Raw genomic sequence first — 18,842 nt, 5'->3', positions numbered from 1 at the left:
GTCCCCGCCCCGGCCGGAACCTCACACCCTCCCGCCAACTCGGGATGCAGGCCGGCGAGCGCGGGGCGGCCGGTGCGGACATGCCCGGTGAGAGCGCCGTCGGGCCGGTCGCAGCGTCTAGGCTGGAGGTTCTTCAGCCGATGAGAAGAGGGTGCATGCGAAACGTCGCTCGGACCTCGCTCGTGGACGCCGCCATCGACGAGCTCCGCAGGGAGATCGCGGGTGGGGTGTGGCCGGTCGGCACGAAGATCCCGTCCGAGAGCCAGCTCGCGCAGAGCCTGGGCATGAGCAGGCTGTCCGTACGCGAGGCGGTGCGGGTGCTGGCCCACGCCGGGCTGCTGCACACGAGGCAGGGCGACGGCACCTACGTGACCGCCACCGACGAGTCGAAGGTCGCCCTGCGCAGGAGGCTCGACACGGCGGCCGCCATGGACATCATCGACGTACGCCGCGGGCTCGACCTCGTGGCGGCCAGGCTGGCGGCGGGCAGGCGCACCGACGCGGATCTGGCCGCCATGCGCGAGACGCTGGCCCGCCGGGACTCGGCCGGGCGGGCGGGCGACCTCGACGGGTTCGCGGACGCCGACGTCGAGTTCCACCTGCGGGTGGCGGACGCGGCGCACAACGCGTTGCTCGGCGACCTCTACCGGAGCATGAGCGACGCCCTGCGCGACAGCGTCAGGGACCAGGAGCAGGCGGCACTGGCCCCGGACACCTCGCATGACGACCTGCTGCGCGCGATCGAGGACGGCGACGCGGCCGCGGCGGTCGCGGTGTCGGTCTCCATCCTGGACCAGCAGGAACGCGAGCTCTGAGAGCCCGCACGGTTGGCCGGCTTTTCTGAGCACGCGGGCAAACGGTGATTTCTGCGGCAGGGTCGTGATTTATCGCCGACCTGCTTGGGGTTCCCCTGATGAACTGGCCGACGTGTCCGGGTTGTCAGGCCGCGCTGCCTCCCGGCCTGCCGAACACCTGTCACGCATGCGGGCTGCTTCTCCACGGACCGGCGGCCGATGACTTCCTGGCGGCCTCGAACGCGCTGGCCCTGCTGGACGAACGCCGTACCGAGCTGGCGCAGCGCCGCGCCGATTCCCTCGAACGCATGCGCCGCGCCAGTGCGACGCCCTCCCCCACCGTCCTGTTCACCGGGCGACGTACGAGCACAGGCTGCGTGACCTGCGCAAGATCCGCCGGCTGATCGTCAGGATGCGATAGCCGGGGTGGCCCGCGACGAGGGCCGCTCGGGACGAACGGTGTCGCGGACCACCCCGGTGCCCGCCCCCGGTCACCTGCCCGAGATGACGATCGTCTCGGCCGCCGAGTCCACCGGCGGATCCGGCTCGTCCTCCTGGTGCCGTGATCGGCGCGCCGAACGCCAGAGCCGCGACATGACCGGCAGCCGCAGCGCCGCCACCGCGAGCAGCGCGCCGCCGACGGCGGCGATCAGCAGCGTGTACGCCGGGACGCCACCGGCACCCGCCCCCTCGCCGCCTGCCGCGTTCGCGGCCTTGGCCGGCTCGTCAGCCGAGGCCCCGGTCGCGGACTCCGCCTGCCCCTGCGCCTGCCCCAGCCCCGGCGCCCCCGTGGCCGGTGGTGAAGCCGTGGCCGCCGCCTCCGGCTGCCCCGCCTTGGCGGCCGCGGCCCCGGGCGGGAATCCCGGCGGGCGGACGGCGCCCCAGTAGCTCTGCCCGCTCGACTTGACCGCCGCGATCAGCTCGGGGTCCACCGGATTCACCTTGAGAGCGCCGGGCACGGTGAGCGTGCCCACGTCGTACGGCTGGAACATGCCCTGGATGCCCTCCACCTTCCACACGCCCTCGGGGACGACCACCGACGTGGCGTAATGCCCCTTTTCGGGCAGCGCGGTGCCGCCGAACAGCAGGCTCTTCCCGTCTTCTCCCGTCAGCCGCAGCCCGACGGGCCCGAGATCCTGCCCCTCGAACGGGTGGGTGCCGTGCTGCAGCACCCAGAACGCCATCGCGTACGGCTTCCCGCCCTCGAACCGCGACGGCGACGGATCCAGGTAGGTCACCGCCCACCCGCCCGCGGCGGCAGCAGCGGCCGGGACACCCCCGGCGACCAGCGCGACCACGGCGGCCAGCACAACGGCCAGCCCGCGAGCCAGCACAGCGGCCGACCCGCGAGCCGGCACGGCAGCCGACCTGCGAGCCGGCGCAGTGGCCGGCACGCGAGCCGGCACGGCAACCGGCCCGCGAGCCGGGACGGCGGCCGACCGGGTGATGAGCGCGGCCGGAATCGTCTTCATGGGACCACCTCCGGTGTAGATACACCGGGGGCGCGCTTCAGGTTCCCGCCCCCGGGCGGAGCGGGAGCGCGGGCCCGGCCATCGGGAAACGGGAATGTTCACCGGCATGGCGATAATGTGCCAGGAGGGTGCGACATTTTCCGGTGCGGCGCGCACAATGGAGTGGAGGCGAGAAATTCGGCGAGGAGCAAGGAGGCTTGCGCCGTGTCCGCCGCCGGACGCGAATATCTGACTGCGATGCTCGACGTGCTCGTTTACGAGAACGTATTGGTTGCGTGGCGACGAATGCCTTTGGGCGGATACCTGATCGTCTCGCACGAGGGCGAGGAGATCAGCCTGTCCACGCAGCAGGCCGACATGTGGACGCGGGGCGCGTTCGCCGTCTATCTGGCGCTGGTCGACCAGCGTCGCATCAGGCCGCGCATCCCCGGCGACAACGCCCAGAATTAGGCCCCGCGCGGCCCACCAAGGGCACACATTCCGCTAAGCCCGATATTTCTCGATTTGTCGCACCTTAACCCCTGAACTAAACGCCCAGTTACCGGGCCGGGTTTCGAGCACGCCCCAAGATATGGGGCAATGCCGGTGCCGACGGAACCGCTTTGAAGGAGAAGCGTTCCATCTCCTCCACCACCAGCCCGCTCGCCGCGAAGGCGCGCGCGGTGTCCCGGTTGAGCCGGCACCCGCCCCCGAACCGCCGCCACAACGGCGTGACGACATCCTGCGCCAGCGCCACTCCCCGATGGGCCGACCGCACGTGCTCGAAGAAGCGCAGCTCCCCGCCCGCCTTGAGCACCCTGCGCACCTCGGCCAGCGCCGCCGCCTGGTCGGGCACGGAGCACAGCACCAGGGACACCACGGCCGCGTCGAACCCGTCGTCCTCGACGGGCAACGCCCCGCCGTGACCGGCCAGCACCCGCACGGGCACCCCGGCCCGGCCCGCCTCCCGCTCGGCCAGCGCCCGCAGCCGGTCCTCCGGCTCGATCGCGACGACCTCGCTCACCTCCGGCGGGTAGTGCGCGAAGCTCAGCCCGTTTCCCGCGCCGATCTCCACCACCCGGCCGGACAGCCCGGCCAGCAGCTTGCGCCGGTGCTCGGCCGCTCCCCGCCGCTCCGACTCCACGCTGAGCCGCTCGTACATCCGCGCGAAACGGGGATTCTGGAACTGCGACAGGTCCGGCATGACCCAACACTAGGTCGCCGCGGCCCGGCCGGTGATGAGCTCAGGAAGCCTGGTTGTTCATGAACTGCGAGATCTTCCACTCGCCGTCCTTCGACAGGACGAACAGCTCGCGGTACGTCTCGTCCCCCTGCTTGCTCGTCGACGAGACGATGGCGTCCTCGCTGCCGGCCGTACGGGCCTCGTCGATGGTGTGCGTGGCCTGCGCCTGCTCGTTCGCCCCCTTGAGCTGCTGCTGGAACAGCGTGCGGATGGCCTGGGTGCCCTCCGCCGTGGCCTCCCCGTCCAGGGCGACGACCGCGTCGTCGGCGAACGCGCCCACGACCTGGTCCACGTTCCCCGACTTGAGCGCGCTGAAGTAGCTCTCCACCACCGCGCGCGCCTGTCCACCCGCGCCCCCGGCGGCGCCCGTGTCCGTCGCCGTCGGTGAGGCGGACTCCATGTCCGTCGGCGCAGCCGTGCCGGTGCCCGTCTCCTCGGGCATCATGGAGCCCGTGTCCGTGGGCGTGGCCGGGCTCGCCGCCCCCTTCATCGCCTGCGTGTCGTTGCCCGCCGAGGAGCAGCCCGCGACGAGGACGACAGGGACGATCGCGGCCAGCAGGAGTGCCCTGCGCTGAGAAATCTTGCTCATGGCGGCTTTGATGCCCCCGCCGGACCTGAGCGAATGCGCGGTTTATGCACTTCGCACCACGCCTTTACCTGGTGTCGGTATTACTCACGGTAACGGTTCACTGGAATTGGAGAGACCGTTCAGAGTTGCGATCGTTGCCGCGCCGAGACCAGCGCGGCAGGCACCGCCGATAGCGTCCGTCCAGTGCCGCGAACCCAGGCGAATTCTGAACCCCTGCCTCAACGCGAGGACGCCGAACGCTGCGACAGCGTCGTATCAGGGCGTCGCTGTGTGTTACCAGCGGCACACCGGAGCCCGCACGTCTACCCGCCGATAGACGGCAGAGCATAGCCGCACGATCCCCCGCGCGCAGCACATACGCGAGAACCGCCGCACGAAGTGGCGGTTCTCCGGCGTACGGCATCAGGCGGGCGTCAGACGCTCACCTCCACGCGGCCGTCCGACACCCGCACGGAGAAGACGGGGACCGACACCGCGTCCTCGTCCAGGCACATCCCGGACACCAGCGAGAAGACCTGCTTGTGCAGCGGCGAGGCCACGGTCGGCTCGCCCTTCCTGGTCCCCACGATGCCGCGTGAGAGCACGTACGCCCCGCTGAACGGGTCCAGGTTGCCCAGCGCGTGCACCGAGTCGTCGTGGGTGCGGAAGACGGCGACCTGCACGCCCCGCACGAGGGCGCAGACGCCGCGTTCCGGCAGCATGGTCGCGAAGTCGCAGACGGGCGTCCAGCTCATCACGCCATCACCGGCTTGATCTGGCCGCGCTCGCTGCCGAACACGATCGACGGGTCGGGGACGCCGGGCGCGTTGACGAAGCTGACGAACCGGCTCAGCTTCTCCGGGTCCTCCAGCGTCGCCTGCCACTCGTCGGCGTAGGTGGCGATGTGGTTGTCCATCTGCGCGTCCAGGTCGGCGCAGATGCCGAGCGAGTCTTCCATGATCACCTCACGGAGGTAGTCGAGACCGCCGTCGAGCGACTCGAGCCAGGCGGCGGTGCGTTGCAGCCGGTCAGCCGTGCGTATGTAGAACATGAGGAACCGGTCGATGGTCCTGATCAGCTCGTCCGTGGTCAGGTCGTTGGCGAGCAGGTCGGCGTGGCGGGGCTTGAAGCCGCCGTTGCCGCCGACGTACAGGTTCCAGCCCTGCTCGGTGGCGATGATCCCGAAGTCCTTCGACCTGGCCTCCGCGCACTCGCGGGCGCAGCCGGAGACGGCCGACTTGAGCTTGTGCGGCGAGCGCAGGCCGCGATAGCGCAGCTCCAGCGCGATGGCCATGCCCACCGAGTCCTGCACACCATAGCGGCACCAGGTGGAGCCCACGCACGACTTCACCGTGCGCAGCGCCTTGCCGTAGGCGTGTCCCGACTCGAACCCGGCGTCCACGAGCCGCTGCCAGATCGCCGGGAGCTGCTCGACCCGGGCGCCGAACAGGTCGATCCGCTGCCCACCCGTGATCTTGGTGTAGAGCCCGAAGTCGCGGGCCACCTCGCCGATCACGATCAGCTTGTCCGGCGTGATCTCGCCGCCGGGGATGCGCGGGACGACCGAGTAGGTGCCGTTCTTCTGGATGTTGGCGAGGAAGGCGTCGTTGGTGTCCTGCAGCGCGGCCCGCTCGCCTTCGAGCACGTGCCCGTTGTGCAGCGAGGCCAGGATCGAGGCCACGGCCGGCTTGCAGATGTCGCAGCCCCTGCCCTGCCCGTGCTCGGCGATGAGCTGGGAGAACGTGGTGATCTTGCGGACCCGTACGATGTCGAACAGCTCCGCCCGCGAGTACGTGAAGTGCTCGCACAGCGCCTTGCTCACCTCGACGCCCGACTTCTCCAGCAGCTGCTTGAGCATCGGCACGCAGCTGCCGCACGTGGTCCCGGCCCGGGTGCAGGACTTGATCCCCGGCACGTCGGTGACGCCCTTGTCGGCGATGGCCGTACGGATGTCACCCGCGCACACGTTGTTGCACGAGCAGACCTGCGCGTCGTCGGGCAGGTCCAGGTTCGCCGCGCCCGAGCCGCTGAACAGCAGGTCGGACGGCGCGGCCGGCAGCGGCTTGCCGACGAAGGGCCGCAGCGTCGTGTACGGCGAGGCGTCGCCCACGCAGATGCCGCCGAGCAGCGTCTGGGCGTCGTCGCTGATGAACAGCCGCTTGTAGACCCCGGCCACCGGGTCCATGTAGGTGACGTCGAGCGCCCCCGACATCGTCCCGAACTGCGCGACCTCCACGCCCAGCAGCTTCAGCTTGGTGGACATGTCCGCGCCCTCGAAGGTGGCGGAGCCGCCCGTGATCCGGTCGGCCGCCACCTCCGCCATCGAGTTGCACGGCCCGACCAGGCCGTAGATCATGCCCCCGGCCAGCGCGCACTCGCCGACCGCGTAGATGGACGGGTCGGAGGTGCGCATCGCGGAGTCGACCACGATGCCGCCGCGCTCGCCCACCTCCAGCCCGGACGACCTGGCCAGCTCGTCGCGCGGCCTGATGCCCGCGGAGAACACCACGACCTGCGCCTCCACGAGCGTCCCGTCGGGCTTGCGCAGCCCCGTGACCTGCCCGTCGGAGCCGGTGACGATCTCCTGGACCCCGGCGCCGGCGTGCACGCTCAGCCCCAGCCCCTCGATGTGGGACTTCAGCACCGAGCCGCCGCCCTCGTCCACCTGCCGCGGCATCAGCCAGGGGCTCATCTCGACGATGTGCGCCTTCAGCCCGAGCGCCCGCAGCGCGTCGGCGGCCTCCAGCCCGAGCAGGCCGCCGCCGACCACGACGCCCTCGACGGCGTCCTTGGCGGCCACCCGGATCGCGTCCAGGTCGTCGATCGTCCGGTAGACGTAGGCGTGCTCGGCCCCCGGCACCGGCGGCACGAACGGCGCGGACCCGGTGGCCAGCACCAGCACGTCGTACGGCTCGCTCGCGCCGTCGGCGGTGGTGACCACGCGGGCGTCCCTGTCGATCCCGGTGACGCGCGTGCTCAGCCGCGTCACCGTGCCCTCGGGCACCGGGTAGGTGAGGTCCTCCACGGTGGTGCCCGACAGGTAGGAGGTCAGCGCCACCCGGTCGTAGGCCGGCCGCGGCTCCTCCCCGATCACGGTGATCCGCCCGCCGAAGCCCTTGCTCGCGAGGGTCTCGACCAGCCGGTGAGCCGTCGGACCGTACCCAACGACGACGATCCTGTTCATACGGAGATCCCTTCCTGCTCGCACAGCCAGCCGACGATGCCTTCCACGGCGTCGCGGCAGGTACCGCATCCGGTCGTTGCCCTGGTCGCGGCCGCGACTCCGGCCACGTCCCGCGCCCCGGCCTCCCAGCACGCCCTGATCTGGCCCTTGGTCACGTTGTTGCACTGGCAGACCTTGGCCGCGTCGGGCATGAGCACCGGGCTGTCGGCCACCGGAGCCGACGACAGCCCGGGGAACAGCAGCCCGGCCCGGTCGCCCGGCACCTGCCCGCCGCGGTCGAAGAGCTGGGTGAGCGTGCCGACGGCGTCGCTCTCGCCCAGCAGGATCGCGCCGACCAGCCGGCCGTCGCGGATGACGAGCTTGCGGTAGGTGCCGCGGGCCCGGTGGCTGAAGCGCACCACCTCGGCGTGCTCCTCGGTGAGTTGCGTCTCGCCCATCGCGGCCAGCTCGACGCTCCTGGCCTTGAGCCTGGTGACGAGCCGGGAGCCGCGGTAGAGGGCCTTGCCCCCGGTGATGACGTCCGCGGCCACGCCGGCCTGCTCCCAGGCGGGGGCGACGAGGCCGTAGACGTTCCCGTCGTGCTCGGCGCACTCGCCGATCGCGAAGATCGACGGATCGTCGGTGCGCAGCTCGTCGTCCACGACGACGCCCCGCCGCACCTCCAGCCCCGCCTCGGCGGCCGGCCCCGTCACGGGGCGCACGCCGCAGGCGAGCACGACGAGGTCGGCCTCGACCAGCTCGCCGTCGCTCAGCCGGACGCCGTCCTCCTGCACGGAGTCGGCGCTGACGCCGGTGCGGATCTCCACGCCGAGCCCGGCCAGCGTCTCCCCCAGCACCTCGCCCGCCTCGACGTCGAGCTGCCGCTCCATGAGGTGGCCCGCCAGGTGCAGCAGGGTCACGGGCAGGCCGCGCCCGGCCAGGCCGCGGGCGGCCTCGATGCCGAGCAGCCCGCCGCCGACGACCACCGCCCGGCGGGCCCGCTCGGCGGCCCGCATGATGCGCTCGCAGTCGTCGAGGGTGCGGAACGGGATGGCCCGCTCCACGCCGGGGATCGGCGGCACGACGGCCTCGCTGCCCGTGGCCAGGACCAGCAGGTCGTACGGCTCGCGCCGCCCGTCCTCGGTCACCACGTGCCTGGTCTCCCTGTCGATGTGGGCGACCGGGCTGCCGAGGACGACGTTCACGTGGTGGGCGTCGTACCAGGAGGAGTCGAGCAGGTGCACCTGGTCGGGGCGGGAGCTGCCGGCCAGCACGTTGGACAGCAGCACCCGGTTGTAGGGCTGGCACGTCTCCGCGCCGAAGACGGTGATCTTGATGTGCGGGTCCCTGGCGCGTACCTCGCTGATGAGCCGCGATCCGGCCATCCCGTTGCCCACGACGACGAGCCTCATGAGTCCCTCTCCACCCTGACGGCGCACACCTTGAACTCCGGCATCTTCGACGTCGGGTCGAGCGCCGGGTTGGTGAGCCGGTTGGCGCCCTCCCAGTGGAAGGGCATGAAAACGGTGTCGCGCCTGATGGCGTCGCTGATCCTGGCGACGGCCTTGGCCTCGCCCCGCCTGCTGCTGACCCGGACGACGTCGCCGGCGGCGATGTCGAGCTGCTCGGCGAGGTCGGGGTGCAGCTCGACGTACGGCTCGGGCGCGGCCTGGACCAGGGCGGCGATCCTGCGGGTCTGGGCGCCGCTCTGGTAGTGGGCCAGCACCCGGCCGGTGCTCAGGTAGACGGGGTAGTCCTCGTCGGCCTCCTCGGCCGGGGGACGGTGCTGGACGGGCACGAACCTGGCGCGGCCGTCCGGGGTGGCGAAGGAGTCGAGGAACGGGCGCGGCGTGCCGGGGTGGCCGATCTCTGGGCAGGGCCAGAACACGCCCGTCTCGGCCTCGATGCGCTCGTAGGTGATGCCCGAGTAGTCGGCCGGGCCGCCCGCGCTGGCCCTGCGCAGCTCATCGAACACCTCGGCCGGCTCGGTCGCGAACGTGTGGCCGAGGCGCTTCGCGAGCCCGGCGAGCACCTCCAGGTCGCTCCTGACGCCCTCGGGCGGCGTGACCGCCTGGCGGCGGAGCAGGACGCGGCCTTCGAGGTTCGTCATGGTGCCGCTCTCCTCGGCCCACTGCGTCACGGGGAAGACCACGTCGGCCAGGGCGGCGGTCTCCGACATCACGAAGTCGCAGGTCACGAGCAGGTCGAGCGCGCCGATGCGCTCGGCGACGTGCTCGGCGGCGGGCGCGGAGATGACCGGGTTGGACCCGAACAGCAGCAGCGCCCGCGGCCCGCCCGGGGTGCCGAGTGCGTCGAGCAGCTCGTACGCCGACCGCCCCGGCCCCGGCAGGTCCTCGGGCCGGACCCCCCAGACGCCCGCCACGTGCTCGCGGGCCGCCGGGTCGTCGATCTTGCGGTAGCCGGGGAGCTGGTCGGCCTTCTGCCCGTGCTCCCGTCCGCCCTGCCCGTTGCCCTGCCCGGTGACGCAGCCGTAGCCGGAGCCGTGGCGGCCGGGCAGCCCGAGCGCGAGCGCCAGGTTGATGAACGCGCTGACCGTGTCGGTCCCCTTGGCGTGCTGCTCCGCGCCGCGCCCGGTCAGGATGTACGCGTTGCCGGCCGCGGCCAGCGCCCTGACCGCCTGCCGCATCCGGTAGACGGGCACCCCGGTGATCCGCTCGACCCGCTCGGGCCACCAGGAGGCCAGCGACGTGCGGACCTCGTCGTACCCGGTGGTCCTGGCGGCGACGTACGCCTCGTCCACGAGGTCGTCCGCGATGGCCAGGTGCAGCAGGCCGAGCGCGAGCGCCAGGTCGGTGCCGGGCGTGGGCTGCAGGTGCAGCCAGGCCAGCTTGGCCGTCTGGGTCCTGCGCGGATCGATGACGATCATGCGCGGCCCGGTCAGGTGCCGGACGAACGGGGGCATGGTCTCCGCGACGTTGCCGCCGGCCAGCAGGACGACGTCGGCGCCGGCCAGGTCGGTGATCGGGAAGGGCATCCCGCGGTCCATGCCGAACGCCTTGCCCGAGGCCGCCGCCGCCGAGGACATGCAGAAGCGGCCGTTGTAGTCGATCTGGCTGGTCCGCAGCGCGACCCTGGCGAACTTGCCCAGGTGGTAGGCCTTCTCGTTGGTCAGCCCGCCGCCGCCGAACACGGCCACGGCGTCGGGGCCGTGCTCGGCGCGGATGGCGGACAGGCGGTCCGCCACGTAGTCGAGCGCCACGTCCCACTCCACGGGCTCGCCGTGCAGGAGCGGGGTGGTCAGGCGCTCGCCGTTGGTGAGCAGCTCGCCCGCCGTCCAGCCCTTCTGGCACAGCGCGCCGGAAGCGTTGGCCGGGATGTCGGTCCTGGGCCTGATGGCCAGCTCAGGACCGATCTCCATGCCGCACTGCAGGGCGCAGTACGGGCAGTGTGTCTTCACGGGCGCGGTCATCAGATCAGACCCGGGCGTGGGCGAGGCTCGCCACGACCTTGACGCCGACCTTGCGGGTGTAGCACCACCAGGTCAGGGCCAGGCAGGCCGCGTAGAAGACGCCGAAGGCGAGGAAGGCGGGGGCCGGGGTGCCGGCCGCGGCGAACGACATCCCGAACGCGCGGTTGATGAGGAACCCGCCGAGCGCCCCGACCGCCGAGATGATGCCGATGGCGGCCGACGCCTGGCGCTTGCCGTACAGCAGGGCCTCCTCGCTCTCGCCGCGCTCGGCCACGGCCTTGGCCTGGAAGATGGCCGGGATCATCCGGTACGTCGAGCCGTTGCCGATGCCGGCGGTGAGGAACAGCAGCTGGAAGGACAGGAAGAACAGCCAGAAGCTGCCCGAGGTGCTGGCCGCCCAGACCAGCAGCACGCCGGCGCCCATCCCGGCGAAGTTCCACAGCGTGACCGGCGCGCCGCCGAGCCGGTCGGCCAGCCAGCCGCCGACGGGCCTGATCAGCGAGCCGACCAGCGGCCCGGCGAAGGCCACCGCCGCGAACGGGGCGTCGGGGAAGAGGCTCTTGCTGAGCAGCGGGAAGGCCGTGGAGTAGCCGATGAACGAGCCGAAGGTGCCGATGTAGAGGAACGACATGATCCAGGTCTGGGCCTTGCCGGCCACCGCGAGCTGCTCGCGCGGGTCGGCCTTGGCGCTGGTCAGGTTGTCCATGAAGAACCAGACGCAGACGGCGGCCACGACGATGAACGGGATCCAGAACCAGCCGGCCGCCGCCAGCCCCAGCGAGCCGATCACCAGGGGCATGACGAGCTGGACCGAGCTGACGCCGATGTTGCCGCCGGCCGCGTTCAGCCCCAGCGCGACCCCCTGCTTGTTGCGGGGGTAGAAGTAGGTGATGTTGGCCATGCTGGAGGCGAAGTTCCCGCCGCCGACCCCGGCCAGGGCCGCGATCACCAGGAACAGCCAGTACGGCGTGCCCGGGTTGTTCACCGCCACGGCGAGCAGCACGGCCGGGATCAGCAGCAGCAGCGCGCTGACCACGGTGAAGTTGCGGCCGCCGAACTTGGCGGGGCCGAAGGTGTAGGGGACCCGCAGCACCGAGCCGATCAGGTTCGGCAGCGCGACCAGCCAGAAGAGCTGGTCGGTGGTGAACTCGTAGGCCCCCATCTTGGTGGCCACGATGCTCCACAGTGTCCATACGGTGAAGCCGAGGTGCTCGGCAACGATGGAGAAGATCAGGTTGCGCCGTGCGATGCGCTTGCCTGAGCTCTCCCAGAAGGCAGGGTCATCGGGATGCCACTCGGCGATCCAGCGCGCCATGGACCTCTCCTACGTTCGTCGTCCGGGATCCCCAACGTAGGAAGCGCGCGTTACGCACTTTGACAGTCCGTGGCTGTGCACTCGTTACGAGTGATTCACCTCGGTAACAAGCCACGCACAAGTGTCACGGTGGAAACGTGCCCGTAATGATCGGTTACCTGACCTGCTCACGGGTAACAGCACTCAGAGCAAGGGGGGAACATGATCAAAAAGCTCCACGAAATGGGCGTCAAGTCGAGTCACCTGTACACCGCGGGCTTCTGCTCGATCGGACTGTCCTTCGGGACGTGGCTCATGTCGAAGAACATCGAGCACGCGGGCCTCGACCGGGCCGATCGATGGGGGATCTTCGTCGGCCAGTGGGCTCCGACGCTTTTCGCGCTGGGTGTGGCGCTCCGCCTGGAGGAGACCCACCACGACCTTGAAGAGCAGGAGATGGGGATGTTCGACAGCGCCGAGGGCAAGCGATCCAGGTCGCACGCCGGCGTCTGACCGGATATTTCGCGCAGGTCACGTCACCGTGCGTGACCTGCGCGTCCCCACGTCAGCCCTCCCGGGGGGCCAGGCGCCGGAGCGGCTCGTCGGTCAGCCGGTACGTCAGCCACTCGTCCTGGCGCAGGCCGCCGAGCTTGTCGTAGAAGCCGATGCTGGGCTCGTTCCAGTCGAGCACCGCCCATTCGAGGCGCTGGTAGCCGCGCTCGGCGCAGATCCCGGCCAGCTCCGCCATCAGGGCCCGGCCGTACCCGCCGCCGCGGTGCTGGGGGCGTACGTAGAGGTCCTCCATGTAGATGCCGTGCACGCCCCGCCAGGTGGAGAACGTCAGGAACCACAGGGTGAAGCCGGCCACCTCGCCGTCGTGCTCGGCGATGTGCGCGAACGCGGCGGGGCCGTCGCCGAAGAGCGTGGCGCGCAATCCCTCCTCGGTCACCCGCACTTCGTGCGCGGCCTTCTCGTATTCGGCGAGTTCGCGGATCATACTGACGATCTCGGGGACATCATCGGGGGTTGCGGGACGAATCATGGCATTCAGCGTAAAGGCAGGTATGGGCTGGTCACGGCCGGGCGGCCCGCGCGGCTTCGATACCGTTTCAACATTTTCCGGGCCGAACTCTTTCCGGATTGAACCCGATGTGGGGTGCCGGACGTCCTACTCCTAGAACGGTATTCGGGGAACCGTCTGAACGCTCAGCCCAGATGACCGACAGGGGAGCGGAAACTGTGGGCGTTGCACAACAGCTGGGGGTACTCATGCCCTCGAGCTCACATCTCAGACTGGCGCTCGTGCTGGGCGAGCGCGCTCTATACGTGAACGGCGACCTCCAGACCGCGCGGCGCTGGTTCGACACGGCCTACCGCCAGGCCGAGCAGTGCGGCGACCCGCCCGCGCTGGCTCGGGCCGCGCTGGGGCTCGGCGGGGTGTGGGTGCACGAGCACCGCACCTCCGCCGAGGAGGAGACCGTACGGGCCCGCCAGCGGCACGCGCTGTCGCTGATCGACCCCTGCTCGCCGCTCGCGCTGCGATTACGCGTGCGGATGCGCGGCGAGGAGGACTACCGCGCCGGCGAGCACGCCGCGATGCTGCGCCTGCTGGCCCAGGCCAGAGGCTCGGGCGACGCGATGGCGCTGGCGGAGGCGCTGAGCCTGGCGCACCACTGCCTGCTCGGCCCCGAGCACGCGTCCCTGCGCATGGAGCTGGCCAGGGAGCTGATCGGCCAGGCGGCCGTCACCGGCCGCAGGGGCGACCTGCTGATGGGCCTGCTGTGGCGGACGGTGGATCTCTACCTGGCCGCGGACCCGCACGCGGAACGCGCCGTGGAGGAGCTGCGCGCCCTGCTGGACGACCACGCCCACCTCGCGGTCGGCTACGTGCTCGACGCCATCGAGGTCATGCTGACCATCCGCGCCGGCCGCTTCGACGAGGCGGAGAAGCACGCGGGCGAGTGCTTCGAGCGCGGCGTCACGGCCGGCGACATGGACGCGACCGGCTGGTACGGCGGCCAGCTCGGCGCCATCCGCTGGTACCAGGGCCGCGCGTCCGAGCTGCTGCCCCTGCTGGCGGACCTGGTCAGCTCGCCCACGCTCAGCCCGATCGACAACTCCTACCTGGCCGCGCTGGCGCTGTGCGCGGCCACGGCGGGCGAGCGCCGGCTGGCGACCGGCCACCTGGCCAGGCTGCGCGGGCGGGACCTGGCGGACCTGCCGAGGTCGAGCACGTGGCTGACCTCCATGTACTGCATCGTGGAGACCGCCCACCTGCTGCAGGACGCGGACACGGCGGCCGCCGCCTACACGTTGCTGACCCCGTACGCGGAGCTGCCCGTGATCGCCAGCCTCGGCGTGGCCTGCTTCGGCTCCGTGCACCACTCGCTGGGGATGGCCGCGCTCACCACCGGGGATCTGGACCGGGCCGTCGAGCACCTGCGGGCCGCCGTGAGCGCGAACCTCGCGCTCGGCCACTGGCCGGCGGCCACGCTGTCGCGCTGCCGGCTCGGGCAGGCGATGGCGCTGCGCAGCGGGCCGCAGCACAAGGCGGCGCGCGTGGAGCAGGCCACCGCCGCGCAGGAGGCGAAGGACCTGGGCATGGTGCTGCCCGCGGTGGTCGGGCGGGCGGTCTCGGCCCGTGAGGCCTGCCGCATCCGCCGGCACGGCCGGCACTGGCAGGTGGAGCTGGGCGGGCGGCTGGTGCTGGTCGACCACAGCGTGGGCATGGCGCATCTGGCCACGCTGATCGCCAATCCGGGGCGGGAGATCCTGGCCGCCGACCTGGCGGCGGGGACGTGGACGCGGGAGGCGGACAACGCGTCTCCGGCCCAGCCGGTGCTCGACGATCTGGCCAGGGACACCTACCGGCAGCGGCTGGCCCAGCTGCAGGACGAGATCGACGAGCTGGAGTCGATGCACGACCTGGAGCGGGCGGCGGCGGTGCGGCTGGAGCGGGAGTGGCTGGTGTCCGAGCTGTCCGCCGCGACGGGGATCGGGGGGCGGCCGCGGCCGTTCACGGGGAGCGAGGAGCGTGCCAGGATCGCGGTCGGCAAGGCCATCAGGCGGGCGCTGTCACGCATCGCCGCCGTGGACGCGGCGATCGGTGAGGAGCTGCGGGCGACCGTACAGACCGGGCTGCGCTGCTGCTACCGGCCCAAATAGCCGGTCCGGGGTGGCGTTTCATGGCACATGGAACGGAATGTCACGCCTTCAGGTGAACGGGGCCACATAGCACTTGTCACCTGGGGGACCTTTTATGCGCAATCCGCAAAGACTCAACGTGCCGATCCATCTCGAACGGGACCAGCCGGAGCCGCTGCAGGACCAGCTCACCGCGCAGCTCCGGCGAGCCATCCTGCGCGGGCAGCTCACGGCCCGGACCCGGATGCCGTCCACCCGGACCCTGGCCGACGTGCTCGGGATCTCGCGCGGGGTCGCGCTGGCCGCCTACGAGACGCTGCTGGCCGAGGGGTACATCGCCGGCCGGCGCGGCTCGGGCACGTACGTGTCGGGCCGGGCGCCCGAGGCGGCCGGATGCCCGCCCGCTCCCACGGCCGCGCGCGTGTCCGGGGCGGACCTCGCCGACCTGCGGGCCGACCGGCCGAGCGCGCAGGCGTTCCCGCTGGCCGCGTGGCGGGCCGCGTGGCGGCGGGCCAGCCACCAGGCGCCGCCCGTCGAGGAGCCGCCCGCGGCCGGGCTGCCCGAGCTGCGCGCGGCGATCACCGCGCATCTGCGCGAGTCCCGCGGCCTGGTGCTGGACGGCCACGAGGTGGTCGTCACGGCCGGGTACGCCGACGCGCTGGAGCTGCTCCTGCGCGCGCAGGGCCGGCCCGCGCCGGTCATCGCCCTGGAGGATCCCGCTCCGCAGCAGCTCAGGATCGCCCTCGGCCGGCTCGGCACCGTGCTGCCGCTGCGCACCGACGCCTCGGGCGCGCGGCCCGACCTGATCCCCGCCGCCTGCGACGTGGTGGCCGTCCTGCCCGAACGCGGGCACCCGCTCGGCGCCCGCATGCCGATCGAGCGGCGCCAGGCCCTGGCCTCGTGGGCGCGCGAGAGCGGCGGGCTGGTGCTGGAGCCCGCCTTCGACGGCCTGTTCAACGCCGCGCTCGGCCCGCTGCCCAGCGTCCTGGCCGTGGGAGAGCCCTCCTCGACGGCGATGGTGGGCTCGTTCTGCGACATCCTGACGCCCACGCTGCGCCTGTCGTACGCGGTCGTGCCGCGCCACCTGGCGGGCGAGATCGAGGAGGGCATGTCGGCCGGCCACGGCCAGCCGTCGTTCACCTGCCAACTCGCGGTGACCGACCTGCTGTCGTCCGGCTGCGTGTCCAGGCGGGTTGAGCGGCTGTCGGGCCTGTACGAGGCCAAGCGGGCGCTCGTACGCCAGGTGCTCGGGGCGTACCCGGACACCCGGCTGCTGGGGGCGGACACCGGCTCCAGCGCCACGCTGCTGCTGCCGGTGCACGTCAAGGCGGAGTCGGTGGCCGCCGAGCTGCTCGAACGCCGGATCCGGGTGGCCGGCCTGGCCGGCTTCCACCACCCGCGCAGCGTCCCCAAGAACGGCATCGTCTTCGGCTTCGGCCACCTGGACGCGGTCACGCTGCGCAGGGTGCTGCACGCCATCAGCAGGACGCTCGACGACCACTGCCTGGCCCGGCGCACCGCCGCCTAGCCCCGCCGAGGCGGCGGCCGGGCCACTACCGGCAGAGAACGACCGTTCTCTGGCTCTGTGCCCGCCGGGCCGCCGCGGCGCAAGGTGATGGAGGTGGCCGCGCCGACGCGGCTCGCACCCCGTCTCCCCCACCACCCTGGGAGGCGGGGTGCGGTTCCCCCTTCGAAAAGGTGACCAGCATGCTGACCCGTACCCTCGCCATCGCAGCCGTGGCACTGACGGCGCTGCTCCCCGCCGCCGCCGCGGCCGCCGGCTCGGCCCCCGCCGGGGAGGACGTGTACCTCGTCGCCGGCTTACGGGGCGCGAACGAGGTGGGCGCGCCCGGCGACCCGGACGGCCTGTCCACGGTGGCGCTCAAGATCTCCGGCAACGAGGTGTCGTTCGCGATCCGGTGGGACAAGGTGGACGTGCCGAAGGCCGCGCATCTCCACCTCGGCGCCAGGGGCACGGACGGCGCGATCCAGCTCGACCTGATCGACGGCCGGCTGCCGAAGACCGCGCTGGGCGTGGCCGGGACGACCAAGGCCGACCCGGCCGTCGTCGCCGCGCTCGTGGCCGACCCGAGCGGCTTCTACGCCGACCTGCACAACGACGCGTTCGAGAACGGCGCCGTACGCGGGCAGTTCCACCGGCTCAACAGGAAGATCGACCTGCGCGGCGTGCTGCACGGCGCGGACCAGGCCACGATCTCCTCCGCGAACGACGGCTGGTGGCTGCGGCCCGCGAGCGCGGCGGCGATGGCCTACACCGCCACCTGGTCGGGCATCCTGCCGCCGGTCAGCGGCGGCATCGAGCGCGGCTCCGTGGCGGCCGAGCTGTTCGAGGACCCCGACGGCCTGCAGCCGAACCTGACCGGGATCGCCGGCGAGGCGCCCGTCGACCGGACGCTGCTGCGCGACATCCTGGCCGCGCCGCAGACCTTCGCGGGCGTCCTGCGCAGCCTCGAAGGCGGCGTCGTGAGCGAGCGGCTGTCGCCCAAGGCGCCCGTGCACCCGCGGGCGCTCACCGCGGACGTGCTGCTCGGGGCCCAGATCTACGCCTGCACCCAGCAGGGCGCGACGACGGCGTTCACCCAGTTCGACGTGTCCGCCCAGCTGCGCCGCGGCATCAGCCACAGCTTCGTCCAGCCCGTCGCGGGCCCGCCGCAGTGGGTCGCGCCCGACCACAGCGCCGTGCGCGGCACGGTCGTCACCAGGACGCCGAACGGCGCGGGCAACATCCCCGAGCTGGTGCTCGACGCCACCCAGGCGGGCGCCGGCACGGGCCTGCTCGCGCAGGCCACGCAGATCCTGCGCCTGAACACCAAGGGCGGCGTGGCTCCCGCGGGCGCCTGCACGCCGGGAGAGAAGGCGTCCGTGCGCTACGGCGCCGACTATCTCTTCCTTGGCTAGAGTGCTGGTTCGTGACTGAATCGCTGCTCGAAGCCTATGACCGGACCCGCCGGTGGATCCCAGCCCGGATCCCCGGCGGGCTCGTCTATGAGATGGACGGTCCCCTGCTGCGGATCACCGGCATGTTCCGCGGGTTCGTCGAGGGGCCGCCCGTGCTCCCGGCCGAAGAGCTCGACGACCTGATCACCGGCCAGTGCACCTACTTCGCGGGGCGCGGCGAGAGCTTCGAGTGGAAGACCCGCTCCCACGACCTGCCCGCCGACCTGCCCGAACGGCTCACCCGCTACGGGTTCGTCGCGGAGGAGCCCGAGACGGTCCTCGTCGGCCGGGCCGAGGAGCTCCTCGGCGAGTCGCCGCTTCCCCCAGGGGTGACGATCCGGCAGGTCACCGAGGAGAAGGACCTGCGCGCCATCGCCGCCATGGAGTCCGAGGTCTGGGGCGCGGACTGGAGCTGGCTGGGCGACGACCTGATCCGGCGCGTCGGCGACGACCCGGACGCCATCGCGGTCCTGGTCGCGGAGGCCGGCGGCCGGATCGTGTCGGCCGCCTGGCTCGTGCTCAAGCCCGGCACCGGCTTCGCCGGGCTGTGGGGCGGCTCGACGCTGCGGGAGTGGCGGGGGCGCGGCATCTACCGCGCCCTCGTGGCGCACCGGGCCCGGCTCGCCGTGGCGGCGGGCGTGGACTACCTCCAGGTGGACGCCTCGGAGGACAGCCGGCCGATACTCCAGCGGCTCGGCCTCCACGCGATCACCACGACCACGCCCTACATCTGGACCCCCTGACCGCCGTCAGAACGCCCGGCCCGCGTCAGGACGTCCGGCGCGCCGCGGGACGCC

At 72.1% G+C, this 18,842-nt stretch carries 17 protein-coding genes; 8 read left to right on the top strand and 9 right to left on the bottom strand.

Annotated features, from left to right (window positions below):
- The first annotated feature begins 155 nt into the window (after positions 1-155).
- Together ETD85_RS26675 and ETD85_RS26670 are read left to right on the top strand one after the other, a co-directional pair.
- A complete protein-coding gene (locus ETD85_RS26675) occupies positions 156-815 on the top strand; it encodes a FadR/GntR family transcriptional regulator (RefSeq protein ID WP_138692526.1) in 660 nt (219 codons plus the stop codon).
- A 98-nt stretch (positions 816-913) separates the two neighbouring features.
- Positions 914-1,198: a hypothetical protein gene (locus ETD85_RS26670; RefSeq protein ID WP_138692525.1), complete on the top strand. Its 285-nt coding sequence runs from the start codon at positions 914-916 to the stop codon at positions 1,196-1,198.
- Between the two features lie 87 nt (positions 1,199-1,285).
- Here the strand turns inward: ETD85_RS26670 and ETD85_RS26665 are convergent, their stop codons facing one another.
- Positions 1,286-2,266 (bottom strand): hypothetical protein, encoded by a 981-nt coding sequence (locus ETD85_RS26665; RefSeq protein ID WP_138692524.1) that lies wholly within the window; start codon positions 2,264-2,266, stop codon positions 1,286-1,288.
- 204 nt (positions 2,267-2,470) lie between these two features.
- On the opposite strand from ETD85_RS26665, the gene ETD85_RS26660 reads away from it, so the two are divergent.
- Entirely contained in the window at positions 2,471-2,716 is a 246-nt protein-coding gene (locus ETD85_RS26660; protein WP_138692523.1) for a hypothetical protein, read from the top strand.
- Between the two features lie 88 nt (positions 2,717-2,804).
- Here the strand turns inward: ETD85_RS26660 and ETD85_RS26655 are convergent, their stop codons facing one another.
- From ETD85_RS26655 to ETD85_RS26625, 7 genes are all read right to left on the bottom strand, one after another.
- The gene (locus tag ETD85_RS26655) at positions 2,805-3,449 is read right to left on the bottom strand and encodes a class I SAM-dependent methyltransferase (RefSeq protein ID WP_138692522.1); all 645 of its coding nucleotides are present in this window, start codon (positions 3,447-3,449) and stop codon (positions 2,805-2,807) included.
- Between the two features lie 40 nt (positions 3,450-3,489).
- Positions 3,490-4,077: a YybH family protein gene (locus tag ETD85_RS26650; RefSeq protein ID WP_138692521.1), complete on the bottom strand. Its 588-nt coding sequence runs from the start codon at positions 4,075-4,077 to the stop codon at positions 3,490-3,492.
- A 413-nt stretch (positions 4,078-4,490) separates the two neighbouring features.
- Positions 4,491-4,811, bottom strand: a complete 321-nt coding sequence (nirD, locus tag ETD85_RS26645) for a nitrite reductase small subunit NirD (RefSeq protein WP_138692520.1) — start codon at positions 4,809-4,811, stop codon at positions 4,491-4,493.
- Positions 4,811-7,240 (bottom strand): nitrite reductase large subunit NirB, encoded by a 2,430-nt coding sequence (gene nirB, locus ETD85_RS26640; protein WP_138692519.1) that lies wholly within the window; start codon positions 7,238-7,240, stop codon positions 4,811-4,813. Before nirB ends, nirD begins: the two co-directional genes overlap by 1 nt.
- Positions 7,237-8,631 (bottom strand): FAD-dependent oxidoreductase, encoded by a 1,395-nt coding sequence (locus ETD85_RS26635; RefSeq protein WP_138692518.1) that lies wholly within the window; start codon positions 8,629-8,631, stop codon positions 7,237-7,239. The genes nirB and ETD85_RS26635 overlap by 4 nt, the downstream gene beginning before the upstream one ends.
- Positions 8,628-10,649 carry a molybdopterin oxidoreductase family protein gene (locus ETD85_RS26630; RefSeq protein ID WP_138692517.1) on the bottom strand — a complete coding sequence of 674 codons (2,022 nt, stop codon included), beginning with the start codon at positions 10,647-10,649 and terminating at the stop codon, positions 8,628-8,630. The genes ETD85_RS26635 and ETD85_RS26630 overlap by 4 nt, the downstream gene beginning before the upstream one ends.
- Before the next feature lie 4 nt (positions 10,650-10,653).
- Positions 10,654-11,964: an MFS transporter gene (locus ETD85_RS26625; RefSeq protein ID WP_138692516.1), complete on the bottom strand. Its 1,311-nt coding sequence runs from the start codon at positions 11,962-11,964 to the stop codon at positions 10,654-10,656.
- Positions 11,965-12,165: 201 nt separating this feature from the next.
- On the opposite strand from ETD85_RS26625, the gene ETD85_RS26620 reads away from it, so the two are divergent.
- The gene (locus tag ETD85_RS26620) at positions 12,166-12,456 is read left to right on the top strand and encodes a hypothetical protein (protein WP_138692515.1); all 291 of its coding nucleotides are present in this window, start codon (positions 12,166-12,168) and stop codon (positions 12,454-12,456) included.
- Positions 12,457-12,508: 52 nt separating this feature from the next.
- Here the strand turns inward: ETD85_RS26620 and ETD85_RS26615 are convergent, their stop codons facing one another.
- Positions 12,509-12,985 carry a GNAT family N-acetyltransferase gene (locus ETD85_RS26615; protein WP_138692514.1) on the bottom strand — a complete coding sequence of 159 codons (477 nt, stop codon included), beginning with the start codon at positions 12,983-12,985 and terminating at the stop codon, positions 12,509-12,511.
- Between the two features lie 260 nt (positions 12,986-13,245).
- Between ETD85_RS26615 and ETD85_RS26610 the strand changes: the two genes are divergently transcribed.
- The 4 genes from ETD85_RS26610 to ETD85_RS26595 all read left to right on the top strand — a co-directional run bounded on the left by ETD85_RS26610 (position 13,246) and on the right by ETD85_RS26595 (position 18,788).
- Positions 13,246-15,108 carry a hypothetical protein gene (locus ETD85_RS26610; RefSeq protein WP_240779436.1) on the top strand — a complete coding sequence of 621 codons (1,863 nt, stop codon included), beginning with the start codon at positions 13,246-13,248 and terminating at the stop codon, positions 15,106-15,108.
- A gap of 94 nt (positions 15,109-15,202) precedes the next feature.
- Positions 15,203-16,615 carry an aminotransferase-like domain-containing protein gene (locus ETD85_RS26605; protein WP_138692512.1) on the top strand — a complete coding sequence of 471 codons (1,413 nt, stop codon included), beginning with the start codon at positions 15,203-15,205 and terminating at the stop codon, positions 16,613-16,615.
- A gap of 179 nt (positions 16,616-16,794) precedes the next feature.
- A complete protein-coding gene (locus ETD85_RS26600; RefSeq protein ID WP_138692511.1) occupies positions 16,795-18,006 on the top strand; it encodes a CHRD domain-containing protein in 1,212 nt (403 codons plus the stop codon).
- Positions 18,007-18,017: 11 nt separating this feature from the next.
- Positions 18,018-18,788 (top strand): GNAT family N-acetyltransferase, encoded by a 771-nt coding sequence (locus ETD85_RS26595; RefSeq protein WP_138692510.1) that lies wholly within the window; start codon positions 18,018-18,020, stop codon positions 18,786-18,788.
- The last annotated feature ends 54 nt before the right edge of the window (positions 18,789-18,842 follow it).

It is taken from the genome of Nonomuraea zeae, from assembly GCF_005889725.1.
GTDB classification, from domain to species: Bacteria; Actinomycetota; Actinomycetes; order Streptosporangiales; family Streptosporangiaceae; genus Nonomuraea; species Nonomuraea zeae.
The sequence above is the reverse complement of the archived record's forward strand: the minus strand, read 5'-3'. Positions and strand labels throughout refer to the sequence as shown.